We start from the raw sequence: 24127 nt of genomic DNA on the forward strand, positions 1-24127 counted from the left end.
CCGCACGCCTCTCGATGGTCTGAAAAAGATGCTGGATAATAAAGCATGACCCGCTTGACGGCTAGCGCCGTCGGAGACCCTTGCAATGCCTGACCAAGATGTACGCTTGCAACACCTGAAAGTTTGGCTCGATGAGCAGTTGTCGGCCCTTTACGCCGACCGCCAGTGGGGCGACGTCCCCCCGGCCACCTTGACCGCGGCCAGCAGCGACGCGAGTTTCCGCCGTTATTTCCGCTGGGAGGGCGCCGGCCGCAGCTTCATCGTGATGGACGCGCCGCCGCCGCAGGAAAACTGCAAACCGTTCGTGGACATCGCCTTCCTGCTGGCGAAATCCGGCATCAACGTGCCGGAAATTTATGCGCAGGACCTTGAGCGCGGCTTTTTGCTGCTCAACGACCTGGGCAACAAGACCTATCTGGACGTGATCGGCAGCGACAACGCCGACGCGCTTTTCAGCGATGCCCTGCAGGCGCTGCTGGCGTTTCAGCAGTTGCCGATGGTGGCGCCGCTGCCCAGCTACGACGTCGCCTTGCTCAAGCGCGAGCTGGAGCTGTTCCCGGAGTGGTACGTGAAGCGCGAGCTGGGCATCGAGTTCGATCCGGCCCGGCAGCAGCTGTGGCAGCAAGTCAGCGACCTGCTGATCGACAGTGCCCTGGCCCAGCCCAAAGTGCTGGTGCACCGCGACTACATGCCGCGTAACCTGATGCTCAGCGAGCCGAACCCCGGCGTGCTGGATTTCCAGGACGCGGTGTACGGCCCGGTGACGTATGACGTGACTTGCCTGTTCAAGGACGCCTTCCTCAGCTGGCCCCAGGAACGTGTGCGCGGCTGGCTGCACGGCTACTGGCAGCAGGCCTCGGCGCTGGGCATTCCGGTGCAGCCGGATTTCGAGGCGTTCCTGCGCGCCAGCGACCTGATGGGGGTGCAGCGTCACCTCAAGGTCATCGGCATCTTCGCGCGCATTTGCCACCGCGACGGCAAGCCGCGCTATCTGGGCGACGTGCCGCGCTTCTTCGCCTATATAGACGAAGTGATCGCCCGCCGTCCCGAGCTGGAACCGCTGCGGGCGCTGCTGGCCGGCCTGCGTGACGGGGCGAGCGCATGAAGGCAATGATTCTGGCGGCGGGCAAGGGCGAGCGCATGCGCCCCTTGACCCTGACCACGCCCAAACCGCTGGTGCGCGCCGGCGGCGTCCCGCTGATCGAATATCACCTGCATGCCCTGGCGGCGGCAGGCTTCGATGACATCGTGATCAACCATGCCTGGCTCGGGCAGCAGATCGAAGACTACCTGGGCGACGGCTCGCGCTACGGCGTGCGCATCCGCTACTCGCCGGAGGGCGAGCCGCTGGAGACCGGCGGCGGGATATTCCGGGCGCTGCCGCTGCTCGGCGACGAGGCGTTCCTGGTGGTCAACGGCGACATCTGGACCGATTACGACTTCAGCGTGCTGCATCAGCCGATCGCCGGCCTGGCGCACCTGGTCCTGGCGGACAACCCGGCCCATCACCCGTGCGGCGATTTCATCCTGGACGACGGCCGTGTGCGGGACGGACAGCCGCAGGCGCAGACCCTGACCTACAGCGGCATCGCCGTCCTGCACCCGCACCTGTTCGACGGTTGCGCAGCGGGGGCGTTCAAGCTCGCCCCGTTGCTGCGCAAGGCAATGGCGGACGGACAGGTGACGGGCGAGCGGCTGAGCGGCCATTGGGTGGATGTCGGCACCCATGAGCGACTTGCCGAAGCCGAAACCTTGATAGAAGCGAGTCGTTGATATGTTGTGGCCAGGGACTCTGATTGGAGCCGGTGCGGGCTTTGCGATAGCCAGCATTCCGGGGGCCATGCTTGGGGCGTTGCTGGGACAGGCGCTGGATCGGCGCCTGCACCTGCAGAGCTGGGGGCATTTACGCGAAAGGCTCGGCGGTCGGCCGATGCTGCGCAACGACGAATTGCTGTTCGTGCTGCTCGGGCGTCTGGCCAAGAGCGACGGTCGGGTCACCGACGGGCATATCCAGCAGGCGCGCCAGGAAATGCGCGCCCTGGACATGGGCGAACCGGCCCAGCGCCGGGCCATTGCAGCGTTCAACCGCGGCAAGGCCGGCAACGATAACCTGCGCGGCTATCTGCGTCGTCTGGGGGCTCAGCCCCATGCGGCCGAAGGCGTGCTGCGCGCCTGCTGGCGGATGGTCTGGGCCGACGGCCGGGCCGGCGTGAGCGAACGCGAACTGTTGGCGCAGTGGGGCAAGTGGCTGGGTTGGACGACGCATCAGGTGCAGGCGTTGGCGGCGGACTACGAGCCGCACAAGCGGCCCATCGTCAGTGCGGCGGTGAGCTATCAGGAGGCGATGCGTCTGCTGGGAGTGTCGGCGACCAGCGAGCCGGCGCAGATCAAGCGGGCGTACCGGCGACTGCTCAGCCGCCATCACCCGGACAAGGTCGCCGGCAGCGGCGCGACGCCTGCGCAAGTGCGCGAAGCCACGGAGAAGACCCGTGAGCTGCACACGGCCTACACCTTGATCCGTGAGCGGCGGGATTTTCGCTAGGCACTGTGTTCCGGGGTGTTTGCAGCGGCCGAATCGCGGACAGGCCCGCTCCTGCAGTTTGAACACGGTCAACTGTAGGAGCGGGCCTGCCCGCGATGGGGCTGACGCGGTCTCTCAGTCCGCGCTCTGCGGATTCAGCCAGCCGCGCACCCGGCGGAACAGTTGCTCCTGCTCGGCCTTCTTGTCCGGCAGGGCCTTGAGCCCCACCTGGCTGAACGCCGAGGTCTTCAGGCGCTTGCTGGCCTGCAGGCGCTCCAGCGCCGAGTTGCGGTCCGAAGCCTTGTCCATGTAGTAGAGGTCGGCCGTCGGCAGTTTCAGGGTCGGCGTCAGTTCCGCCAGCTCCGGCTTGGCCTTGAGCGGCGTTTGCGCGGCGACCAGCACCAGCTTCTCCACTTGCGCCGTCTGCCTTTCGCTCAGGAAGCGCGCCGCCCAGTAGGCGCCGGTGCCATGGCCGATCACGACGATGCTGCGCGCACTTTGCTGTTCGGCGTAAGCGATGGCGGCGTCGATGCGGCCGAAGATCCGTTCGGCGTCGGCCTTGGCCTGTTCCTCGGTGGTTTCGGCGACGACCTTGTCGGCCACGTCGGCCTCGCCGCCGGCGGCCTGTTCGATCGGCTCGGCGGTGGTGGAGTCCTTGCTGCCCGGCTCGGCGGCCTTCGGCGCGGCGGGCGCTTCGGCCGCGCGCGGTGCGATGGCGTCGCTTTGCAGGTCCGGCAGGGTGATACTCAGGCTGCTCCATTGCGCATCCGGCAGCTTTTGCCGCAGCGGCGCGATCGCCTGGGGCCAGTCGGCGGTTTCGCCGGCGCCGGGGACAATGATCACCGCGCCTTTGGGTTCGGCGGTATTGGCCGGTTTCCACAGGGCGAGGAAACTGTCGCTGCCGGCCTGCAACTGCTGCTGTTCCTGCGCCGGCACCTTGCGTTCGAGTGCGGCCGACTCTTCCTGGCTACGCTCAGGCAACGGCTGGCGTTCGGCGGGTTTCTCTTCGGCGGGTTGTTCCGCCTGGGCGGCAGGGGCCGGATCGGCGGCTTCGACGGAAAACGCACAAGGCAGGATCAGCGACAGGCACAATGCTGGCATTGCCAGGCGGTAGACAGGGGGCATCGGTTATTCCAGGCCAGAAAGTATCCCGGCAGCCTAATGGGTTGGTCAGAATTTGTCAGTGTACGAGACTTCGATGATGCGTTTTTGCTGCCTGTGGGTTATCGGCTGTTTGTGGTTTCCCTTGATGGGCTGGGCCGCGCCTGCGCCCGCGGCCCACGTCGCGCAGTTGTCGTCCGGCGAGCGGCAATGGCTGGCGCAGCACCGCGAGCTGCGGGTCGGCCTGGTGCTGCAGGCGCCGTATGCGCAGTACGACCGGCGCCTGCAGCGGTTGTCCGGGGCCAACGTCGACCTGATGAACTGGCTGGCCAAGTCCCTCGACGTCGAACTGACCTGGCGCAACTTCCCTGACCTGGCGCAACTGGAGGCCGCGGCCAGGGACGGCGAGATCGACATCGCGCCGGGCCTGACCCAGACGCCGGGGGCGCTGCGCCTGTGGCTGTTTTCCGATCCGTACATGCGCGTGCCGCAGTTGGTGGTCAGCGACCAGAAGGCCGGCGGCACGGTGGAGCTGGAGAAGCTCGACAGCCAGACCCGCGTCGCCGTGCGCATGCCGAGCGCCACGGCCGACTACCTGCGCAGCAATTATCCGCACCTCAATCTGCAAGGCGTGCCGATGGAGCGTCAGGCCCTGCAACTGTTGCTCGGTCAGCAGGCCGGTTATGCGGTGGTCGACGAGGCCCAGCTCGGGCGCCTCTCGGTGGAGCCGGAGTTTTCCGGGCTGGTGGTGGTCGGCGACATCGGTCTGCCGCAATTGCTGCGGGTGGCCACGCGGCGGGACTGGCCGGAACTGGCCGGCATCGTCGAAAGCGCCTTGCGGGTGATCCCGGCCAAGGACCTGGAGCGGCTGCACACCCGCTGGCTGCAGCCCAAGTACCCGCGGCTGTCGGAGTCGCCGGGGTTCTGGCAGAACCTGAGCCTGCTGTTCGCGGTGCTGCTGCTCAGTTGCGTGGCCATCGTGGCCTGGCAGCGGCGCCAGCAGCACAGCCTCGAACAGCGCCTGCTGGCCGCGCGGGAAGACATCGCCCTGCGCGCCGCCAGCGAAGAGGCCCTGCGCCTGACCCAGTTCTCCATCGACCAAAGCACCGTCGGCATTCTCTGGGTCAACTGGGACAGCCATGTGCGCTACGCCAACCGGGCGGCGGAGACCATGCTCGGCTACCCGCCGGGCGGGATCATCGAGCGGCCGCTGATCGACTTCGAGCCGGGCCTGCACATGGACCGCTGGCTGAACCTGTGGCGGCGCGCCAGGACCCGCGAGGAAGAACCGCTGAGCTTCGAAAGCCTGTGCGTGCGGGCCGACGGCAGCATCCTGCCGGCGGATGTGTCGCTGAGTTTCCTCAGGTTCCGCGACAGCGAGTACCTGGTGGTCTATCTCACCGACGTCACCGAACGCCGCCGGGCCCTGGCGGCCCTGCAGGAAAGCGAGGCGCGGCTCAAGGGCATCGCGGCCAACGTGCCGGGGCTGGTGTTCCGCCTGGAGCGGGCGCCGGTGACCGGGCAAATCGACTTCGCCTACATCAGCGAGGGCAGCGAGAGCCTGGTCGGCTACGCCCCGGCCGCCATCGCCCACCGCGACATGGGCCTGCGCAGCCTGGTGCATCCGGACGACAAGGCCAGCTATCACCAGACCCAGGACCGTGCGCTGGACACCGACAGCGACTGGACCTGGCAAGGCCGCATCCTCACCCGCCAGGGCGAACAGCGCTGGGCCGAGATCAAGGCGATCACCCGTCGGCTGGACGATGGCGCGTATGTCTGGGACGGCATCGTCTGGGACATCAGCGAAAGCAAGCGCATCGAGCTGGAGCTGGCCGCGTCCCGCGAGCAGTTGCGCGAGCTGTCGGCGCACCTCGAAAGCGTGCGCGAGGAGGAGAAGGCGCGCATCGCCCGGGAAGTGCACGATGAACTGGGGCAGATGCTCACGGTGCTGAAGCTGGAGACGTCGATGTGCGAACTGGCCTACGCACAGCTCGATCCCGGCCTGCACGAGCGGCTCAACAGCATGAAGCGTCTGATCGCCCAATTGTTCCAGTTGGTGCGGGATGTCGCGACGGCGCTGCGCCCGCCGATCCTGGACGCCGGGATCGCGTCGGCCATCGAGTGGCAGGCCCGGCGCTTCGAGGCCCGTACCCAGATCCCGTGCCTGGTGCAGGTGCCGGACAGCCTGCCGGCCCTCAGCGACGCCAAGGCCGTCGGCCTGTTCCGGATTCTCCAGGAGGCGCTGACCAATGTCATGCGCCATGCCCAGGCGCATACTGTGGAAGTGACGCTGGCCCTTGAAGGCGACGAACTGTGTCTGTCGGTCAGTGACGATGGCGTAGGATTTGTCGCCGCAGCCGGCAGGCCGACATCATTCGGCCTTGTGGGCATGCGCGAGCGGGTGTTGATCATGGGCGGCCGCCTGCAGCTCGACAGCGAGCCGGGGGAGGGCACCAGCCTGGTGGTGCGGGTGCCGGTGGATGAGGCCTGACGGCTCGCCCCGCAGGTGCGGCGCCGTGTCCGCGAATGAGATGGGCTCTGAAACGACAAGAATGGAGAACGACGTGATCCGTGTACTGGTAGCCGAAGACCACACCATCGTGCGCGAGGGCATCAAGCAATTGATCGGCCTGGCCAAGGATCTGCAAGTGGCGGGGGAGGCGAGCAACGGCGAACAGCTGCTCGAAACCCTGCGCAACGTGCCGTGCGAGGTGGTGCTGCTGGACATCTCGATGCCGGGCGTCAACGGCCTGGAGGCGATTCCGCGGATCCGCGCGCTGAACAACCCGCCGGCGATCCTGGTGCTGTCGATGCACGACGAGGCGCAGATGGCGGCGCGGGCGCTGAAGGTCGGCGCCGCCGGTTACGCCACCAAGGACAGCGACCCGTCGCTGCTGCTGACCGCCATCCGCAAGGTCGCGGCGGGCGGCCGCTACATCGATCCGGAACTGGCCGACCGCATGGTCTTCGAAGTCGGCCTGACCGATGCCCGGCCGTTGCATTCGCTGCTGTCGGAACGCGAATTCTCGGTGTTCGAGCGCCTGGCCCAGGGCGCCAACGTCAACGACATCGCCCAGCAGTTGGCCTTGAGCAGCAAGACCATCAGCACCCACAAGGCGCGGCTGATGCAGAAGCTCAACATCACCTCCCTCGCTGAACTTGTGAAGTACGCCATGGAGCACAAGCTGCTCTGACCTTTGCGGTTTCCCGGTGGCCGCCATCGCCAGCAGGCTGGCTCCCACAGGGTTGCGGGGTGAATGCAGAATCTGCGCCCGCCGCAAATCAGTGTGGGAGCCAGCCTGCTGGCGATGGCGTCCTCCAAGGCACCGCAGGAAGTTCCCACAGGCATCGGTTGCCGACATGTCCATTAGCGACACGACCCCTGCCCGCGATTGAGGCTTGCAGCTGCAAGCTTGCCTGCTTGTTTGCCCAAACGCGCCATCCTTGTAGGGCGATCCCTACCCCCAACCTTCCATCCGGCTGAGGCGAATCTCTCCTGCACCCCGATTTGCGCGGCTGCGGGCAGCCACTAGGCTTAATCCCACAGCAGTCATCAACAACAAAGGTGCGGGTATGAGCCAGGTCGAAACAAACGCAGGGGCCAGCGATGTGCTGGTCAGCTTTCGTGGAGTGCAGAAGAGCTACGACGGCGAGAACCTGATCGTCAAAGACCTCAACCTGGACATCCGCAAAGGCGAGTTCCTGACCCTGCTCGGGCCGTCCGGTTCGGGCAAGACCACCAGCCTGATGATGCTCGCCGGCTTCGAGACGCCGACCGCCGGGGAAATCCTGCTGGCGGGCCGTGCGATCAACAACGTGCCGCCGCACAAGCGCGACATCGGCATGGTGTTCCAGAACTACGCCCTGTTCCCGCACATGACCGTGGCCGAGAACCTGGCGTTTCCCCTGACCGTGCGCGGCCTGAACAAGAGCGACGTCACCGACAAGGTGAAAAAGGCCCTGGGCATGGTTCAGCTCGATGCGTTCGCCCAGCGCTATCCGGGGCAGTTGTCCGGCGGCCAGCAGCAGCGTGTGGCCCTGGCCCGCGCCTTGGTGTTCGAGCCGCAGCTGGTGCTGATGGACGAACCCCTGGGCGCCCTCGACAAACAGCTGCGCGAACACATGCAGATGGAGATCAAGCACCTGCACCAGCGCCTCGGCGTGACCGTGGTCTACGTGACCCACGACCAGGGCGAGGCCCTGACCATGTCCGATCGCGTCGCCGTGTTCCATCAGGGCGAGATCCAGCAGATCGCGCCGCCGCGCACCCTTTACGAAGAACCGAAGAACACCTTCGTCGCCAACTTCATCGGCGAGAACAACCGCCTCCACGGCCGCCTGCTCAGCCAGGACGGCGAGCGCTGCGTGGTCGAGCTCGGCCGCGGGGAAAAGGTCGAGGCGCTGGCGGTCAACGTCGGCCAGAGCGGCGAGCCGGTGACCCTGTCGATCCGTCCGGAGCGGGTGAGCCTCAACGGCTCCAGCGACCGCTGCGTCAACCGCTTCTCCGGGCGGGTGGCCGAATTCATCTATCTGGGCGACCACGTCCGGGTGCGCCTGGAAGTCTGCGGCAAGACCGACTTCTTCGTGAAACAGCCGATCGCCGAGCTCGATCCTGCGCTCAGCGTCGGCGACGTGGTTCCGCTCGGCTGGCAGGTCGAGCACGTCCGCGCGCTCGACCCTCTTCAAGAGGCGCATTGATCGCCCCCCGCAACACCAACACCAACCCTGCACGTGGAGAGAACAATAAATGTTGAGATCCCTGAAGTTCACCGCCCTGACCCTGGGCCTGATGGGTGCGGCAAGCGCCATGGCCGCAGGTCCCGACCTGACGGTGGTGTCGTTTGGCGGTGCGAACAAGGCGGCGCAAGTCAAAGCCTTCTACGCCCCGTGGGAAGCGGCGGGCAACGGCAAGATCGTCGCCGGCGAGTACAACGGCGAAATGGCCAAGGTCAAGGCCATGGTCGACACCAAGAGCGTGTCGTGGGACCTGGTGGAGGTCGAGTCGCCGGAGCTGTCCCGCGGCTGCGACGAAGATATGTTCGAGCAGCTCGACCCCGCGCTGTTCGGCAAGACCGAAGACTACGTCAAAGGCGCGATCCAGCCGTGCGGCGTAGGCTTCTTCGTGTGGTCGACCGTGCTGGCCTACAACGCCGACAAGCTCAAGACCGCACCGACCAGCTGGGCCGATTTCTGGGACACCAAGAAATTCCCGGGCAAGCGCGGCCTGCGCAAGGGCGCCAAGTACACCCTCGAATTCGCCCTGATGGCCGACGGCGTCGCGCCCAAGGACGTCTACAAGGAACTGGCCAGCAAGAACGGCCAGGACCGTGCGTTCAAGAAGCTGGACGAGCTGAAGCCGAACATCCAGTGGTGGGAAGCGGGTGCCCAGCCGCCGCAGTACCTGGCCTCCGGTGACGTGGTCATGAGCTCGGCCTACAACGGCCGGATCGCGGCGGTGCAGAAGGAATCCAACCTCAAGGTCGTGTGGAACGGCGGCATCTACGACTTCGACGCCTGGGCCATCCCGAAAGGCCTGGACAAGGCCCGCGCGGAAGCGGCGAAGAAGTTCATCGCCTACTCGGTGCAGCCGCAGCAGCAGAAGACCTACTCGGAAAACATCGCCTACGGTCCGGCCAACACCCAGGCGGTGCCGCTGCTGGCCAAGGATGTCCTGAAGGACATGCCGACCACCCCGGAAAACATCGCCAACCAGGTGCAGATCGACGTCAGCTTCTGGGCTGACAACGGCGAGCAGCTGGAGCAGCGCTTCAATTCCTGGGCGGCGAAGTAACCACACACCGGCCTTGTGGGTGAGTGGTTGTGGCGAGGGAGCTTGCTCCCGCCGGGGCTGCACAGCGGCCCCGAAACGCATGTGAGCGCTTTGCGCTCACGCGGGAGCGAGCTCCCTCGCCACACCGGCCTGCTCCCACAGGTGGGATGAATTAGAAAGATCGATTTGCGGAGTACGTCATGGCCATCGCCGTTCCCCTGAACGAGGGCAACAGCCCCACCTTGAAGCAGCGGCTCAAGCACGCCGAGCGGGTCAACCGCTGGAAGGCCCAGGCGCTGATCGCGCCGCTGGTGCTGTTTCTGTTGCTGGTGTTCCTGGTGCCGATCGTGGCGCTGCTCTACAAAAGCGTCGGCAACCCGGAAGTGGTCGGCGGCATGCCGCGCACCGTGGCGGCCATCGCCGGCTGGGACGGCCGTGGCCTGCCCGCCGAACCGGTCTACAAGGCGGCCGGCGAAGACCTCGCCGAGGCCCGCAAGAACCAGACGCTGGGCGATCTGTCCAAGCGCTTGAACATGGAGTTGGCCGGCTACCGCAGCCTGCTGACCAAAACCGCCCGGGGCCTGCCGTTCGCCACCGAACCGGCCTCCTATAAAGAAGCGCTGGAAGGCATCGACGAGCGCTGGGGCGATCCGGCCTACTGGCAAGCGGTGAAGCGCAACACGAGCAGCCTTACCCCGTTCTACCTGCTGGCGGCGGTCGACCACCGCATCGACGACCTCGGCGAACTGGCCCCGGCCACCCCGGATCAGGCGATCTACCTGGACATCTTCGCCCGCACGTTCTGGATGGGCCTGATCATCACCGGCATCTGCCTGGTGCTGGCCTATCCGCTGGCGTACCTGCTGGCGAACCTGCCGTCGCGCCAGAGCAACCTGCTGATGATCCTGGTGCTGCTGCCGTTCTGGACGTCGATCCTGGTGCGGGTCGCGGCGTGGATCGTGCTGCTGCAGTCGGGCGGCCTGATCAACAGCGCGCTGATGGCCATGGGCATCATCGACAAGCCGCTGGAACTGGTGTTCAACCGCACCGGGGTCTACATCTCGATGGTGCACATCCTGCTGCCGTTCATGATCCTGCCGATCTACAGCGTGATGAAGGGCATCTCGCCGACCTACATGCGCGCCGCGATCTCCCTCGGCTGCCACCCGTTCGCCAGCTTCTGGCGGGTGTACTTCCCGCAGACCTACGCCGGCGTCGGCGCCGGTTGCCTGCTGGTGTTCATCCTCGCCATCGGCTACTACATCACCCCGGCGCTGCTGGGCAGCCCGAACGATCAGATGGTCAGCTACTTCGTCGCGTTCTACACCAACACCAGCATCAACTGGGGCATGGCCACCGCGCTCGGCGGGCTGCTGCTCCTGGCCACCGTGGTGCTCTATCTGATCTACAGCTGGCTGGTGGGCGCGAGCCGCCTGCGCCTGGGCTAAGGGGAAAACCGAAATGCTGAGTCCTTACATGTCGCCCGTCGAACGGGTGTGGTTCTACAGCCTGCGGATCCTCTGCGGCCTGATCCTGCTGTTCCTGATCCTGCCGGTGCTGGTGATCGTGCCGCTGTCGTTCAACTCGGGGAGCTTTCTGGTGTACCCGCTGCAAGGCTTCTCGCTGCAGTGGTACCACGATTTCTTCGCCTCGGCCGAATGGATGCGCTCGCTCAAGAACAGCATCATCGTCGCCCCGGCCGCGACCGTGCTGGCGATGGTGTTCGGCACGCTGGCGGCCATCGGCCTGACCCGCGGGGACTTCCCCGGCAAGTCGCTGGTGATGGCGCTGGTGATTTCGCCGATGGTGGTGCCGGTGGTGATCATCGGCGTGGCCAGCTACCTGTTCTTCGCGCCGCTGGGGCTGGGCAACAGCTTCTTCTCGCTGATCGTGGTGCATGCGGTGCTGGGGGTGCCGTTCGTGATCATCACCGTGTCCGCGACCCTGCAGGGCTTCAACCACAACCTGGTGCGCGCCGCCGCCAGCCTCGGCGCCTCGCCGCTGGTGACCTTCCGCCGGGTGACCCTGCCGCTGATCGCGCCGGGGGTGATCTCCGGGGCGCTGTTCGCCTTCGCGACGTCGTTCGACGAGGTGGTGGTGACCCTGTTCCTCGCCGGCCCCGAGCAGGCGACCCTGCCCCGGCAGATGTTCAGCGGCATCCGCGAAAACCTCAGCCCGACCATCGCCGCCGCCGCCACGCTGCTGATCGCCTTCTCGGTGATCCTGCTGCTGACGCTGGAATGGCTGCGCGGGCGCAGCGAGAAACTGCGCACCGCCCAGGTCTGAGGCCGCCTACCGATTTGCGGCGCCTTCATTGGCGCCATCGCCAGCAGGCTGGCTCCCACAGGATTCACCGCAGCCAAGATTGTGGGAGCCGGCCTGCCGGCGATGGCATCGGCGCGGTGGCCATTCATGCGCTGAATGGCAGACAACCCCGAATCCCCAGCTACGCTTGTGCTCAGCTCCCACATCTATAAGAGGCTGCGCACAATGAGTCTTTCCTCGTTCAAGATCGCTCACAAACTGATCACCGGCGCCGGGGCCATCGAGCAACTGGCGGCGGAACTGACACGGCTGGATGTCGACAACCCGCTGATCGTCACCGACGCCGCGCTGGTCAGGTCCGGCACCGTGGAACTGGCGCTGGCGCAGATGGGCGGGCGCGACTACGAGATCTTCGACCGGGTGCAGCCGGATCCGGAAACCGCCATCGTCGAGGACTGCATGCGCACCTACCGCGAGGGCGGGCACGACGGGCTGATCGGCCTCGGCGGCGGCAGCGCCATCGACATCGCCAAGAGCGTCGCGGCGTACGCCGGCTACCACGGTGCGCTGGAAGACCTGTTCGGCGTCGACCAGGTGCCGCGCAAGGGGCCGCCGCTGATCGCCATCCCGACCACCGCCGGCACCGGCTCGGAAGTGACCAACGTCGCGATCCTCTCGGACAAGGCCGCGCAGCTGAAAAAGGGCATCGTCAGCGACTACCTGTTGCCGGACGTGGCGCTGGTCAGCCCACAGATGACCCTGACCTGCCCGCGCGGGGTCACCGCCGCCAGCGGCGTCGATGCCCTGGTGCATGCCATCGAGTCGTACCTGTCGGTCAATGCCTCGCCGATCACCGATTCCCTGGCCATCGGCGCGGTCAGGCTGATCGCCAAGGCGTTGCCCAAGGCCTACGCCAACGGGGCCAACCTGCAGGCCCGGGAAGACATGGCCACCGCCAGCCTGATGGCCGGCATGGCGTTCGGCAATGCCGGGGTCGGCGCGGTGCATGCGCTGGCCTACCCGCTGGGCGGGCGCTTCAACGTGGCCCATGGCGTGAGCAACGCGCTGTTGCTGCCCCATGTCATGACCTGGAACAAGATGGCCTGCGTCGAACGGATGCAGGATATCGCCGAAGCCATGGGGGTGAAGACCGCCGGCCTGAGCGCCAACGAAGCGGCGGACAAGGCCGTGCAGGCGATGGCCGACCTGTGCGCGGCGGTGGAGATCCCGGTCGGGTTGCGCAGCGTCGGCGTGCCGCAGGAGGCGATCCCGGCCATGGCCGTGGAGGCCGCCGGGATCGAGCGCCTGATGCGCAACAACCCGCGCCGGCTCAGCGCCGCCGACATCGAGAAGATCTACCGCGCGGCTTACTGAGGCGCGGCGGCCGTCCGTCATGGCACAACCCAATCATCGCGGTCACGGTGCGCGCGCCAAAGCATGAGGCTACAATGCGCGCCATCGTGATTTGGCTCAGAAAAGGTGCGTCATGCAGCCCTTCGTAATTGCTCCGTCGATTCTCTCCGCCGACTTCGCCCGCCTGGGCGAGGAAGTGGACAACGTCCTGGCCGCCGGCGCCGACTTCGTTCACTTCGATGTCATGGACAACCACTACGTGCCGAACCTGACCATCGGCCCGATGGTCTGCGCGGCGCTGCGCAAGTACGGCGTCACCGCACCGATCGACGCGCACCTGATGGTCAGCCCGGTGGACCGCATCGTCGGCGACTTCATCGAGGCCGGCGCCACCTACATCACCTTCCACCCGGAAGCCTCGCTGCACGTCGACCGTTCGCTGCAGCTGATCCGCGAGGGCGGCTGCAAGTCCGGCCTGGTGTTCAACCCGGCCACCCCGCTGGACGTGCTCAAGTATGTGATCGACAAGGTCGACATGGTGCTGCTGATGAGCGTCAACCCAGGCTTCGGCGGGCAGAAGTTCATTCCCGCCACCCTCGACAAGCTGCGCGAGGCGCGGGCGATCATCGACGCGTCGGGCCGCGACATTCGCCTGGAGATCGACGGCGGCGTCAACGTCAACAACATCCGCGAGATCGCCGCGGCCGGCGCCGACACCTTCGTGGCCGGCTCGGCGATCTTCAACGCGCCGGACTACAAGGAAGTCATCGACAAGATGCGCTCCGAACTGGCGTCGGCCCGTCCATGAGCGGTTTTGAGCAGCTGTTCCCGGGGCAACTGCCGCGGTTGGTGATGTTCGATCTGGATGGCACGCTGATCGATTCGGTTCCTGACCTGGCGGCGGCTGTGGACAACATGCTGCTCACCCTCGGCCGCGAGCCCGCCGGCCTTGAGGCGGTGCGCGAGTGGGTCGGCAACGGCGCGCCGGTGCTGGTGCGCCGGGCGCTGGCCGGCGGTCTGGACCATTCGGCGGTGGACGACGCCGAGGCCGAGCGGGCGCTGGAGGTCTTCATGGAGGCCTACGGCGCCAGCCATGAGCTGACCGTGGTCTACCCCGGCGTGCGCGACACCCTCAAGTGGCTGCACAAGCAGGGCGTGGCCATGGCCCTGATCACCAACAAGCCGGAGCGTTTCGTCGCGCCGCTGCTGGACCAGATGAAGATCGGCCGCTACTTCAAGTGGATCATCGGCGGCGACACCCTGCCGCAGAAGAAACCGGATCCGGCGGCGCTGTTCTTCGTCATGAAGATGGCCGGCATCCCGGCCTCGCAGTCGCTGTTCGTCGGCGATTCGCGCAGCGATGTGCTGGCGGCGAAAGCGGCGGGGGTCAAGTGCGTCGGCCTCACCTACGGCTACAACCACGGACGGCCGATCGCCGAGGAATCCCCGGCGCTGGTGATCGACGATTTGCGCACGCTAATTCCCGGTTGCCTGGATCCGGCCGCTGGGATAACGTTGCCCGACGCTTCTCAATCCCCTTCTGGAAACGCCATCGTGGTGGTCACCCGCAAACTCTGGATGAAAGTCATCAAGGCCCTGGCCCGTTGGCGTTGGCGCGCCTGACGTGATCCTGGCCGGCCCTGCCGGCGCGTTTGCACACCTGACCGATTTGCACCTCACACCACGAGGCACCCCATGATCCGCGAAGAATTCCTGCGCCTGGCCGCTGCCGGCTACAACCGCATCCCGCTGGCCTGCGAAACCCTGGCCGACTTCGACACGCCGCTGTCGATCTACCTGAAGCTGGCCGACCAGCCCAACTCCTACCTGCTCGAATCGGTGCAGGGCGGCGAGAAGTGGGGCCGCTACTCGATTATCGGCCTGCCGTGCCGCACCGTGCTGCGGGTCCATGACCACCACGTGAGCGTCACCGTCGACGGCGTCGAGACCGAAAGCCACGACGTCGAAGACCCGCTGGCGTTCGTCGAGGCCTTCAAGGCCCGCTACAACGTGCCGACCATCGCCGGCCTGCCGCGCTTCAACGGCGGCCTGGTGGGCTACTTCGGCTACGACTGCGTGCGCTACGTGGAAAAACGCCTGGGCAAATGCCCGAACCCGGATCCGCTGGGCGTGCCGGACATCCTGCTGATGGTCTCCGACGCCGTGGTGGTGTTCGACAACCTCGCCGGCAAGATGCACGCCATCGTCCTGGCCGATCCGTCCCGGGCCGACGCCTATGAGCAGGGCCAGGCGCAGCTGCAGGCGCTGCTTGAGAAGCTCCGTCAGCCGATCACCCCGCGCCGCGGCCTGGACTTCGGCAAGCAACAGGCGGCCGAGCCGGTGTTCCGCTCCAGCTTCACCCAGGACGACTACGAAAAAGCCGTCGACACCATCAAGGAATACATCCTGGCCGGCGACTGCATGCAGGTCGTGCCGTCCCAGCGCATGTCGATCGACTTCAAGGCCGCGCCGATCGACCTGTACCGCGCGCTGCGCTGCTTCAACCCGACGCCGTACATGTACTTCTTCAACTTCGGCGACTTCCACGTGGTCGGCAGTTCGCCGGAAGTGCTGGTGCGGGTCGAAGACAACCTGATCACCGTGCGCCCGATCGCCGGCACCCGCCCGCGCGGGGCCACCGAAGAGGCGGACCTGGCGCTGGAGGAGGACCTGCTGTCGGACGACAAGGAAATCGCCGAGCACCTGATGCTGATCGACCTGGGCCGCAACGACACCGGGCGCGTCTCGGAGGTCGGCTCGGTGAAGCTCACCGAGAAGATGGTCATCGAGCGCTACTCCAACGTGATGCACATCGTCTCCAACGTCACCGGCCAACTGAAGGAAGGCCTGACCGCGATGGACGCGCTGCGGGCGATCCTGCCGGCGGGCACCTTGTCCGGCGCGCCGAAGATCCGCGCGATGGAAATCATCGACGAGCTGGAGCCGGTCAAGCGCGGCGTGTACGGCGGTGCGGTGGGGTACTTCGCCTGGAACGGCAACATGGACACCGCCATCGCGATCCGCACGGCGGTGATCAAGGACGGCGAACTGCATGTGCAGGCCGGCGGCGGCATCGTGGCCGACTCGGTGCCGGCGCTGGAGTGGGAAGAGACCATCAACAAGCGCCGGGCGATGTTCCGCGCCGTGGCGTTGGCCGAGCAGACCCCGGACTGACATCGGGTTGCCCTGTGGCTGGGTGACGCCATCATTCTTCTGGATGTCGTGGCCGGATGCCCCTGTGGCGAGGGAGCTTGCTCCCGCTGGCCTGCAACGCAGGCCCATCGCAACAGGGCCGCTTCGCGCCCCGGCGGGAGCAAGCTCCCTCGCCACAAAAAGAAAGCGGCGCCTGAGAAGGCGCCGCTTTTTTGTTGCCTGCGTATCAGAAGTCCAGGCTCACCCCGACATTCACTCCTTGCTGGGTGAAGTCGTCGTCCTTGCGGATGTTGTAGCTGGCGCGCAACGCCACTTCCTTGCTGAGGTTGTGGCTCACGCCCAGGTTCAGGCGGTTGAGGTTGGTCTGCGGGGTATAGCCTTCGAGGGTGAAGCGGTTGTTCGGCAGGCTGTTGAGGTTGATGGTCAGGTCCTGGGCGTCGTCGTTGTACTCGCGTTCATGGGCGAACTCGCCGAACACTTGGGTCTGCGCGGTGATCTGGTACTTGCCCTGGATGCCGAGGCCCAGGCGACGGGAAATGCGTGACTGGTCGTCGAAGGTCAGCGCAGTGGCGTCCGCGCCTTTTTCCGAGTAGCCATCCACCTGCGCCTTGCCGAAGTCGGCGCTGACGAACGGCGACAGGTGCCACGGGCTGCTCGCCTCGGGCGCGATGTCGTAGCCCACGCGGCCGCCGATGGCCAGCACGTAGCCGTCGGTGTCGCCTTTCTCCCCGCGTTCGTTGACCCCCAGCTGGAACTTGCGCTTGAGGCTGTCGTAGTCCAGGCGGCCGGCGGTCATCGCCAGGTCGCCCCACCAGCGGTTCTGCTGGTACTGGGCGAACACGGTGCCCATGTAGGAATTGAGCTTGTAGTCCGAGTCGTTGTCGCCGGCCTCGAGCTTCTGGTGATAGAGCCCGGCCGCGACGCCGACGCGCCAGGCGTCGTCGAGGCGGTAGCTGGCGCCGATGTTCAGGTTGTAGCCGTTGCCGTCGGCGCTGGCTGCGGCGCTCTGGTCATCGAAGTCCTGATGCTGGCCGCCGGCGGCGACGATGGCCCGCCATTGGCCCACGCCCTGCCAGTTCTCCCAGTCGGCCAGCCATTGGTTGCGCAACTCGTCCTGGTGCGCGCGCAGCGAGCCTTGGGCCATTTCCGGCAGCAGGGTCAGCTCCCACGGCGCGGCCAGCAGCGAGTAGGCGTAGTCGGCGATCAGGCGCTGCCCGGCCTCGGTGGGGTGCACCGAATCGTTGAAGATCAGCTTGGTCGGATCCGGCGTGGCGCTGTTGATGCCGTACCGCGCGTTCTCGGTGCAGCCGCTGCCGCTGAAGCAGGTGGCGACCAGGTTCTGGTCGGTGGCCAGGCCGAACTGGGCCGGGTTGGCGAACACTTCGCTGAGCAGCAGCGGAATGTTCAGCGGAATGACGTTGGCGTTGACGCCTTGCAGTTGGCTGACCAGCTCGGTGTTGAACTGGGCGCTGAGCTGCGAGGTGAAGGCCTGCAGCGGCGAGCCGTTGATGGCCGGGGTGAGGCCGATGTCCGGCAGCAGCCAGACCATGATGTAGCGGGCGCCGGCGCCTTGCAGGGTCTGCACGCTGTCGACCAGGCGGTCGGCGGCGGCGCTGGCCTGGGCGAGGCTGGTGACGCGGCCCTGGAGGAAGTCGTTGCCGCCGCCGGTCAGGTAGTACAGCGCGTTCGGGTCGGCGCGAAAGCCGTTGGACGGCAGGTAGCCGGTGCGGGTGCGTTCGCCGGAGGCGGACGAGCTGGTGATCGAGTCCAGGATCTGGTCGGTGCGGTAGCCGCCGACGGCCCAGTTGTTGCCGTCCGGCAGGCCTTGGTTGGCGCGCACCGCCGAGTCGGCGGAGGCGGTCTGGTCCGGCGTGAAGCCCAGGCGGCCGCCGAGCAGTTGGGTGGCGTTCAGCGAATAGAATTCGCCGCTGCCGTCCTGATAGGCCGGGCCGGTGCGGTTGGTGAAGCGCTTGCCCGAGCCGGCCGGGCCGCCGCTGTCGGTGAACGTCCCGGCGTCGCTGAGGCTGTCGCCGAAGACGACGAAATTCGAGTAGGGATTGGGTGCGGCGACCGCCTGGGCGCAGGCCATTGCGAGCAAGCATCCGGCCAGCGGTACGAACAACGTCTGTTTGATCATGGGCAAGTCCGTTTATTTATTGTTGTAGTGAACGAAACGACAGTACCAAAAACATCCGGCGTTTTGCCATCTGTCGCGAACACTCCCCGGTTTTGATGTGCCTGCTTCGATTTGGCCGCCGGCCGGCCCCGCCATCATATTGCACGCTCTGCCCAGCTAAGTTACTGTGCCGGAACGTATGAACGAGACCTTCCCCGTGTTGATCGTCAGCAAACTCCTGGATCAAGTCATCAAGGCGCACGCCCGCTGGCGTTGGCGCGCCTGAATCTTCTCTGCCGGCCCCGCCGGATCTGTACCGCTTTGCCTTCCTTGCCCGTTTGATTGACCGCTGTGCCGGCGCGACCTTCGCGTCCGACATCGTGCAGCGCCCTGCGGGCAGGCCATCCGAAGGCTGTCTTCACGCCAGAATTCAAGAGGTTCGAAACGCCATGTTGCTGATGATCGACAACTACGACTCCTTTACCTACAACGTTGTGCAATACCTCGGCGAGCTGGGGGCCGAGGTCAAGGTCGTGCGCAACGACGAACTGACCGTCGCCGAAATCGAAGCGCTCAACCCGGAGCGCATCGTGGTGTCCCCGGGCCCCTGCACCCCGACCGAAGCCGGCGTCTCCATCGAGGCCATCAAGCACTTCGCCGGCAAGCTGCCGATCCTCGGCGTCTGCCTCGGCCACCAGTCCATCGGCCAGGCCTTCGGCGGCGATGTGGTGCGTGCCCGCCAAGTGATGCACGGTAAGACTAGCCCGGTATTCCACGAGGACAAGGGCGTGTTCGCAGGCCTGAACCGGCCGCTGACCGTCACCCGCTATCATTCCCTGATCGTCAAGCGCGAGACCTTGCCCGACTGCCTGGAGCTGACCGCCTGGACGCAGCACGAGGACGGCTCGGTGGACGAGATCATGGGCCTGCGCCACAAGACCCTGAACATCGAAGGCGTGCAGTTCCACCCGGAATCGATCCTGACCGAACAGGGCCATGAACTGTTCGCCAACTTCCTCAAACAGACCGGCGGCGTGCGCTAAGGACCTTTCATGAACATCAAGACAGCCCTGAGCCGCATCGTCGACCACCTCGACCTCAGCACCGAAGAAATGCGCGATGTGATGCGCGAAATCATGACCGGCCAATGCACCGACGCGCAGATCGGCGCGTTCATGATGGCCATGCGCATGAAGAGCGAGAGCATCGACGAGATCGTCGGCGCGGTATCGGTCATGCGCGAGCTGGCGGACACGGTCGAGCTCAAGACCCTCGACCGCGTGGTGGACGTGGTGGGCACCGGCGGCGACGGCGCGAACATCTTCAACGTGTCCACCGCCTCGTCGTTCGTCGTCGCGGCGGCCGGCTGCACCGTGGCCAAGCACGGCAACCGTGCGGTGTCGGGCAAGAGCGGCAGCGCCGACCTGCTGGAGGCCGCCGGCATCTACCTGAACCTGACCCCGACCCAGGTGGCCCGCTGCATCGACAACGTCGGCATCGGTTTCATGTTCGCCCAGACCCACCACAAGGCCATGAAGCACGCCGCCGGCCCGCGCCGCGAGCTCGGTCTGCGCACCCTGTTCAACATGCTCGGCCCGCTTACGAATCCGGCCGGTGTGAAGCATCAGGTGGTGGGCGTGTTCACCCAGGCCCTGTGCCGGCCATTGGCCGAAGTCTTGCAGCGCCTGGGCAGCAAGCATGTGCTGGTGGTGCATTCGAAGGACGGCCTGGACGAGTTCAGCCTCGCGGCGCCGACCTTCGTGGCCGAGCTGAAGGATGGCCAGATCAGCGAGTATTGGGTCGAGCCGGAAGACCTGGGCATGAAGAGCCAGAGCCTGCACGGCCTGTCGGTCGAGGGCCCGGAAGCGTCGCTGGCGCTGATCCGCGATGCGCTGGGCAAGCGCAAGACCGAAAACGGCCAGAAAGCCGCTGAAATGATCGTGCTCAATGCCGGTGCGGCGTTGTACGCCGCCGACCTGGCCAGCAGCCTTAAAGAGGGCGTCGAGCTTGCGCACGACGCCCTGCACACCGGTCTCGCTCGGGAGAAGCTCGAGGAGCTGGGTGCCTTTACCGCGGTATTCAAAGTGGAGAATGAGGGATGAGTGTACCGACGGTTCTGGAAAACATTCTGGCCCGCAAGTTTCAGGAAGTCGCCGAGCGCAGCGCCCGCGTTAGCCTGAGCGAGCTGGAAGGCCTGGCCAGGACGGCCGATGCACCCCGTGGTTTCGCCACGGCGCTGCTTTCGCAAGCCAAGAAGAAGCAGCCGGCGGTCATCGCCGAGATCAAGAAGGCCTCGCCGAGCAAGGGCGTGATCCGCGAAAACTTCGTGCCCGCGGACATCGCCAAGAGCTACGAGAAGGGCGGGGCGACCTGCCTGTCGGTGCTGACCGACATCGACTACTTCCAGGGCGCCGACGCCTACCTGCAGCAGGCCCGCGCGGCCTGTTCGCTGCCGGTGATCCGCAAGGACTTCATGATCGATCCGTACCAGATCGTCGAAGCCCGCGCCCTGGGCGCCGATTGCGTGCTGCTGATCGTCTCCGCCCTGGATGACGTGAAGATGAAGGAGCTGGCGTCGGTCGCCAAGGACGTCGGTCTCGACGTGCTGGTGGAGGTCCACGACGGCGATGAGCTGGAGCGTGCGCTGAAGACCCTCGACACGCCGTTGGTGGGGATCAACAACCGTAACCTGCACACCTTCGACGTCAGCCTGGAGACCACCCTCGACCTGCTGCCGCGCATCCCGCGCGACCGCCTGGTGATCACCGAGAGCGGCATCCTCAACCGTGCCGACGTCGAACTGATGGAAATCAGCGACGTTTATGCGTTCCTGGTCGGCGAGGCGTTCATGCGCGCCGAAAGCCCGGGCACCGAGCTGCAGCGCCTGTTCTTCCCGGAACGCGGCGTTCCTGTGAGCGGTTCGACCCTCGACTGACCCTTCCACGCCGGCGCCCGTGCCCCCTGTGGGAGCGGGCTTGCCCGCGAAGGCGGCATAAGACTCACCTCAGACCACAAGTCCCATGGAAACCTTATGATCCCCACGTCCCTGACCATCGAATCCGGACTGCAGGCCGAACAGGACTTGCTGGCCTCCGTCTGCGCCGGTGATTCCGAGTCCGGCCTGCTGTTCTGGCGCCCGAGCGACCGGGCGCTGGTCATGCCGCGCCGCCTCAACCGCCTGCCCGGGTTCGAGCACGCCTGCGAAGTGTCGGCCGCGGCCGGCTGGCCGGTGCTGCTGCGGGAAACCGGCGGAGAACCGGTGCCGCAGTCGGCCTCGACCGTCAACATCGCGCTGGTGTACGCACCGCCGCGCAGTGAGGGCGACCTGAACCGGATCGAGACCGGCTACCGGCGCCTGTGCGACCCGATCTGCCGGCTGTTGGATGAGATGGGCGGCACGTCTTCCTTGGGCGAGATCGACGGCGCGTTCTGCGACGGCCGGTTCAACGTCAACCTCGACGGGCGCAAGATGGTCGGCACCGCCCAGCGCTGGCGCCAGAGTCAGGGCGGTCAGCGGCCGGTGGGGCTGGTGCACGGTGCGATGCTGATGGATGACGAGCGCGAATCGATGGCCGCGGCCGTCAACCGCTTCAATGAGGCCTGCGGGCTGGAGCAGCGGGTGCGTGCGCAAAGCCACATTGCGCTGCATGAGAAGTTTCCGGATGCGCAGGCGTTGACGCGTCTCGAGGCGCTCTTCCGGGACATGCTGGCGCAGGTCTACGGCGCTTGAGCCTGCGGGCTCAGCGCGTGCCGAAGACCACCATGGTCTTGCCTTTCACGTCCACCAGGTTGCGGTCTTCCAGGTCCTTGAGCACGCGGCCGACCATCTCCCGCGAACAACCGACGATCCGGCCGATTTCCTGACGGGTCACCTTGATCTGCATGCCGTCCGGATGGGTCATCGCATCGGGCTGCTTGCACAGCTCCAGCAGGCAACGGGCCACGCGGCCGGTCACGTCGAAAAACGCCAGATCGCCGACCTTGCGTGTGGTGTTGCGCAGGCGTTGTGCGATTTGTCCGCTGAGCACGTAAAGAATGTCCGGATCCTGTTGCGACAGTTCCCGGAACTTCGCGTAGCTGATTTCCGCGACTTCGCATTCGACCTTGGCCCGCACCCAGGCGCTGCGCTCCTGCTCCTGGCCGGCCTGCTCGAACAGCCCCAGTTCGCCGAAGAAGTCCCCGGCGTTGAGGTAGGCGATGATCATCTCCCGGCCGTCGTCGTCCTCGATCAGGATCGTCACCGAACCCTTGATGATGAAGTACAGCGTGTCGGAGCGGTCGCCGGCGCAGATGATGTTGCTCTTGGCCGCATGTCGGCGGCGCTGGCAATGCATCAACAGCTTGTCGAGGTTCTTGATTTTGGGGGTGGGGGTAATACCAACCATGGTTGTATCCCGAAAAGACTGCACGGTGATGTTTGGTTTTCTTATGAGGCGTCGTCAGCGGCCGTTGAAAGGTTGGCCGGGCGTCAGTGATTTGGCGCCAGCTTACCAGACACTTCCTTGAAGATTCGAGAATTTACCTACGTCATGGCCGTATCCGTCCTAGGAATGGCAGTCGCTGTCAAAGCGTAGCCCTGTGCTAAGCTGGCGGCCCTTTTTTCTACAGTGGAGTCTTGGCGATGAAGGCACGCATCCAATGGGCTGGCGAAGCCATGTTCCTCGGCGAATCCGGCAGCGGCCATGTCGTGGTCATGGACGGTCCGCCGGAGGCCGGCGGCCGCAACCTGGGTGTCCGCCCGATGGAGATGCTCCTGCTGGGCGTCGGCGGCTGCAGCAATTTCGACGTGGTCAGCATCCTGAAGAAGGCCCGTCAGGCGGTCGAAAGCTGCGAAGCGTTCCTGGACGCCGAGCGCGCGACCGAAGACCCGAAGGTCTTCACCAAGATCCACATGCATTTCGTGGTCAAGGGCCGTGGCCTGAAGGAAGCCCAGGTCAAGCGCGCCATCGAGCTGTCCGCCGAGAAGTACTGCTCGGCCTCGATCATGCTGGGCGCGGCCGGCGTGGCCATCACCCACGACTACGAGATCGTCGAGCTCGGCTGAGCCGACATTCAACTATCATAAAAGCAGTGCAGACTCTGGCGATCCCCCGCCGACGTCTGCATAATGCGCCACTTTTTTCACGGCAGTGACCGGTCGGCAGACGGGTCATGCGCCTGAACAGATAACCAAAATCGCCATCGCGAAGAGGTGTTAACCGTCCTACGCAGGTGCGTCGTTCGCACTTGACGGGCATGCTTGATCACGCGGCCGTGCCGCATACATAGAGAGTTTTCAACGGTGAAAAGCAAACTCAAGCTCCACGGGTTCAACAACCTGACAAAGACCTTGAGCTTCAACATCTATGACATCTGCTACGCGGAAACCCCGCAAGACCAGCAGGCCTACGTCGAGTACATCAACAAAGAGTACAACGCGAAGCGCCTGACGCAGATCCTCACGGAAGTTGTCGATATCATTGGTGCCAATATCCTGAACATTGCCAGTCAGGACTATGAACCCCAAGGCGCCAGCGTCACGATTCTGATCTCTGAAGAGCCGGTGACCCCGACCGACAGCCAGATCGAAGAGTCTCCGGGCCCGCTGCCCGAGATCATCCTCGCCCACCTCGACAAGAGCCACATCACGGTGCACACCTACCCGGAAATCCATCCGGACGCCGGCATCGCGACCTTCCGTGTGGACATCGACGTGTCGACCTGCGGCGTGATTTCACCGCTCAAAGCGCTCAACTTCCTGATTCACCAGTTCGATTCGGACATCGTGACCGTGGATTACCGTGTGCGCGGCTTCACCCGTGACGTCGAAGGCAACAAGCACTTCTTCGACCACGAGATCAACTCG

The 24127-nt window shown here is 65.6% G+C and carries 22 protein-coding genes; 19 read left to right on the forward strand and 3 right to left on the reverse strand.

Features of this window, described 5'->3' with window-relative positions; translation table 11 throughout:
- Positions 1 to 85 precede the first annotated feature (85 nt).
- Genes ACIP0B_RS17910 through ACIP0B_RS17920 form a run of 3 tightly spaced genes read left to right on the forward strand, consistent with a single transcriptional unit; the run spans position 86 to position 2542 of the window.
- Complete coding sequence (locus ACIP0B_RS17910) at positions 86 to 1105, forward strand: aminoglycoside phosphotransferase family protein (protein WP_400834411.1); 1020 nt, start codon at positions 86 to 88, stop codon at positions 1103 to 1105.
- Positions 1102 to 1773 (forward strand): N-acetylmuramate alpha-1-phosphate uridylyltransferase MurU, encoded by a 672-nt coding sequence (murU, locus tag ACIP0B_RS17915; protein ID WP_400834414.1) that lies wholly within the window; start codon positions 1102 to 1104, stop codon positions 1771 to 1773. Before ACIP0B_RS17910 ends, murU begins: the two co-directional genes overlap by 4 nt.
- 1 nt (position 1774) lies before the next feature.
- Positions 1775 to 2542: a TerB family tellurite resistance protein gene (locus ACIP0B_RS17920; RefSeq protein WP_400834417.1), complete on the forward strand. Its 768-nt coding sequence runs from the start codon at positions 1775 to 1777 to the stop codon at positions 2540 to 2542.
- 114 nt (positions 2543 to 2656) lie between these two features.
- Here the strand turns inward: ACIP0B_RS17920 and ACIP0B_RS17925 are convergent, their stop codons facing one another.
- Positions 2657 to 3646: an alpha/beta hydrolase family protein gene (locus ACIP0B_RS17925; protein ID WP_400834420.1), complete on the reverse strand. Its 990-nt coding sequence runs from the start codon at positions 3644 to 3646 to the stop codon at positions 2657 to 2659.
- A 73-nt stretch (positions 3647 to 3719) separates the two neighbouring features.
- Between ACIP0B_RS17925 and ACIP0B_RS17930 the strand changes: the two genes are divergently transcribed.
- From ACIP0B_RS17930 to trpE, 10 genes are all read left to right on the forward strand, one after another.
- Complete coding sequence (locus ACIP0B_RS17930; RefSeq protein WP_400834423.1) at positions 3720 to 6116, forward strand: PAS domain S-box protein; 2397 nt, start codon at positions 3720 to 3722, stop codon at positions 6114 to 6116.
- Between the two features lie 61 nt (positions 6117 to 6177).
- The gene (locus tag ACIP0B_RS17935; RefSeq protein WP_400834426.1) at positions 6178 to 6819 is read left to right on the forward strand and encodes a response regulator; all 642 of its coding nucleotides are present in this window, start codon (positions 6178 to 6180) and stop codon (positions 6817 to 6819) included.
- A gap of 379 nt (positions 6820 to 7198) precedes the next feature.
- Entirely contained in the window at positions 7199 to 8323 is a 1125-nt protein-coding gene (locus ACIP0B_RS17940; RefSeq protein WP_400834429.1) for an ABC transporter ATP-binding protein, read from the forward strand.
- A gap of 49 nt (positions 8324 to 8372) precedes the next feature.
- Complete coding sequence (locus tag ACIP0B_RS17945) at positions 8373 to 9416, forward strand: ABC transporter substrate-binding protein (protein ID WP_400834432.1); 1044 nt, start codon at positions 8373 to 8375, stop codon at positions 9414 to 9416.
- Between the two features lie 179 nt (positions 9417 to 9595).
- On the forward strand, positions 9596 to 10843 hold the full coding sequence (locus tag ACIP0B_RS17950; protein WP_400834434.1) for an ABC transporter permease: 1248 nt from the start codon (positions 9596 to 9598) through the stop codon (positions 10841 to 10843).
- A gap of 13 nt (positions 10844 to 10856) precedes the next feature.
- On the forward strand, positions 10857 to 11681 hold the full coding sequence (locus ACIP0B_RS17955) for an ABC transporter permease (RefSeq protein ID WP_400834437.1): 825 nt from the start codon (positions 10857 to 10859) through the stop codon (positions 11679 to 11681).
- A 204-nt stretch (positions 11682 to 11885) separates the two neighbouring features.
- Entirely contained in the window at positions 11886 to 13034 is a 1149-nt protein-coding gene (locus ACIP0B_RS17960; protein WP_400834440.1) for an iron-containing alcohol dehydrogenase, read from the forward strand.
- Between the two features lie 112 nt (positions 13035 to 13146).
- Positions 13147 to 13821, forward strand: coding sequence for a ribulose-phosphate 3-epimerase (gene rpe / locus ACIP0B_RS17965; RefSeq protein ID WP_085586240.1), 675 nt, complete (start codon positions 13147 to 13149; stop codon positions 13819 to 13821).
- Positions 13818 to 14636, forward strand: a complete 819-nt coding sequence (locus ACIP0B_RS17970) for a phosphoglycolate phosphatase (protein ID WP_085629932.1) — start codon at positions 13818 to 13820, stop codon at positions 14634 to 14636. The genes rpe and ACIP0B_RS17970 overlap by 4 nt, the downstream gene beginning before the upstream one ends.
- Before the next feature lie 72 nt (positions 14637 to 14708).
- Complete coding sequence (trpE, locus tag ACIP0B_RS17975) at positions 14709 to 16187, forward strand: anthranilate synthase component I (protein ID WP_400834444.1); 1479 nt, start codon at positions 14709 to 14711, stop codon at positions 16185 to 16187.
- A 205-nt stretch (positions 16188 to 16392) separates the two neighbouring features.
- Here the strand turns inward: trpE and estP are convergent, their stop codons facing one another.
- Positions 16393 to 18303, reverse strand: coding sequence for an esterase EstP (estP, locus tag ACIP0B_RS17980; protein ID WP_400834447.1), 1911 nt, complete (start codon positions 18301 to 18303; stop codon positions 16393 to 16395).
- Between the two features lie 428 nt (positions 18304 to 18731).
- On the opposite strand from estP, the gene ACIP0B_RS17985 reads away from it, so the two are divergent.
- From ACIP0B_RS17985 to ACIP0B_RS18000, 4 genes are all read left to right on the forward strand, one after another.
- Entirely contained in the window at positions 18732 to 19325 is a 594-nt protein-coding gene (locus tag ACIP0B_RS17985) for an aminodeoxychorismate/anthranilate synthase component II (protein WP_400834450.1), read from the forward strand.
- 9 nt (positions 19326 to 19334) lie between these two features.
- Entirely contained in the window at positions 19335 to 20384 is a 1050-nt protein-coding gene (gene trpD / locus ACIP0B_RS17990; RefSeq protein WP_400834453.1) for an anthranilate phosphoribosyltransferase, read from the forward strand.
- Positions 20381 to 21217, forward strand: coding sequence for an indole-3-glycerol phosphate synthase TrpC (gene trpC, locus ACIP0B_RS17995; RefSeq protein ID WP_400834456.1), 837 nt, complete (start codon positions 20381 to 20383; stop codon positions 21215 to 21217). Before trpD ends, trpC begins: the two co-directional genes overlap by 4 nt.
- Before the next feature lie 96 nt (positions 21218 to 21313).
- Complete coding sequence (locus tag ACIP0B_RS18000; RefSeq protein WP_400834459.1) at positions 21314 to 22012, forward strand: biotin/lipoate A/B protein ligase family protein; 699 nt, start codon at positions 21314 to 21316, stop codon at positions 22010 to 22012.
- 10 nt (positions 22013 to 22022) lie between these two features.
- Here the strand turns inward: ACIP0B_RS18000 and crp are convergent, their stop codons facing one another.
- Positions 22023 to 22667, reverse strand: coding sequence for a cAMP-activated global transcriptional regulator CRP (gene crp / locus ACIP0B_RS18005; RefSeq protein WP_085586224.1), 645 nt, complete (start codon positions 22665 to 22667; stop codon positions 22023 to 22025).
- Positions 22668 to 22903: 236 nt separating this feature from the next.
- On the opposite strand from crp, the gene ACIP0B_RS18010 reads away from it, so the two are divergent.
- The gene (locus ACIP0B_RS18010) at positions 22904 to 23326 is read left to right on the forward strand and encodes an OsmC family protein (RefSeq protein ID WP_085586222.1); all 423 of its coding nucleotides are present in this window, start codon (positions 22904 to 22906) and stop codon (positions 23324 to 23326) included.
- Positions 23327 to 23563: 237 nt separating this feature from the next.
- Positions 23564 to 24127, forward strand: a 564-nt coding sequence (gene speD / locus ACIP0B_RS18015; RefSeq protein WP_400834463.1) for an adenosylmethionine decarboxylase, incomplete at its 3' end; no start/stop codon positions are given.

The organism is Pseudomonas sp. NPDC089534, assembly GCF_044749305.1.
GTDB classification, from domain to species: domain Bacteria; phylum Pseudomonadota; class Gammaproteobacteria; order Pseudomonadales; family Pseudomonadaceae; genus Aquipseudomonas; species Aquipseudomonas ekonensis.

Bases quoted from the DNA above. Each gene is read 5' to 3' on its own strand.
- ACIP0B_RS17950 (WP_400834434.1), top strand. From the start codon at position 9,596: ATGGCCATCGCCGTTCCCCTGAACGAGGGCAACAGCCCCACCTTGAAG.
- ACIP0B_RS17955 (WP_400834437.1), top strand. From the start codon at position 10,857: ATGCTGAGTCCTTACATGTCGCCCGTCGAACGGGTGTGGTTCTACAGC.
- ACIP0B_RS17940 (WP_400834429.1), top strand. From the start codon at position 7,199: ATGAGCCAGGTCGAAACAAACGCAGGGGCCAGCGATGTGCTGGTCAGC.
- rpe (WP_085586240.1), top strand. From the start codon at position 13,147: ATGCAGCCCTTCGTAATTGCTCCGTCGATTCTCTCCGCCGACTTCGCC.
- trpE (WP_400834444.1), top strand. From the start codon at position 14,709: ATGATCCGCGAAGAATTCCTGCGCCTGGCCGCTGCCGGCTACAACCGC.
- ACIP0B_RS17935 (WP_400834426.1), top strand. From the start codon at position 6,178: ATGGAGAACGACGTGATCCGTGTACTGGTAGCCGAAGACCACACCATC.
- ACIP0B_RS17960 (WP_400834440.1), top strand. From the start codon at position 11,886: ATGAGTCTTTCCTCGTTCAAGATCGCTCACAAACTGATCACCGGCGCC.
- ACIP0B_RS17930 (WP_400834423.1), top strand. From the start codon at position 3,720: ATGATGCGTTTTTGCTGCCTGTGGGTTATCGGCTGTTTGTGGTTTCCC.
- murU (WP_400834414.1), top strand. From the start codon at position 1,102: ATGAAGGCAATGATTCTGGCGGCGGGCAAGGGCGAGCGCATGCGCCCC.
- ACIP0B_RS17970 (WP_085629932.1), top strand. From the start codon at position 13,818: ATGAGCGGTTTTGAGCAGCTGTTCCCGGGGCAACTGCCGCGGTTGGTG.
- estP (WP_400834447.1), bottom strand. From the start codon at position 18,303: ATGATCAAACAGACGTTGTTCGTACCGCTGGCCGGATGCTTGCTCGCA.
- ACIP0B_RS17925 (WP_400834420.1), bottom strand. From the start codon at position 3,646: ATGCCCCCTGTCTACCGCCTGGCAATGCCAGCATTGTGCCTGTCGCTG.
- ACIP0B_RS17910 (WP_400834411.1), top strand. From the start codon at position 86: ATGCCTGACCAAGATGTACGCTTGCAACACCTGAAAGTTTGGCTCGAT.
- trpC (WP_400834456.1), top strand. From the start codon at position 20,381: ATGAGTGTACCGACGGTTCTGGAAAACATTCTGGCCCGCAAGTTTCAG.
- trpD (WP_400834453.1), top strand. From the start codon at position 19,335: ATGAACATCAAGACAGCCCTGAGCCGCATCGTCGACCACCTCGACCTC.
- ACIP0B_RS17920 (WP_400834417.1), top strand. From the start codon at position 1,775: ATGTTGTGGCCAGGGACTCTGATTGGAGCCGGTGCGGGCTTTGCGATA.
- ACIP0B_RS18000 (WP_400834459.1), top strand. From the start codon at position 21,314: ATGATCCCCACGTCCCTGACCATCGAATCCGGACTGCAGGCCGAACAG.
- ACIP0B_RS18010 (WP_085586222.1), top strand. From the start codon at position 22,904: ATGAAGGCACGCATCCAATGGGCTGGCGAAGCCATGTTCCTCGGCGAA.
- ACIP0B_RS17985 (WP_400834450.1), top strand. From the start codon at position 18,732: ATGTTGCTGATGATCGACAACTACGACTCCTTTACCTACAACGTTGTG.
- ACIP0B_RS17945 (WP_400834432.1), top strand. From the start codon at position 8,373: ATGTTGAGATCCCTGAAGTTCACCGCCCTGACCCTGGGCCTGATGGGT.
- crp (WP_085586224.1), bottom strand. From the start codon at position 22,667: ATGGTTGGTATTACCCCCACCCCCAAAATCAAGAACCTCGACAAGCTG.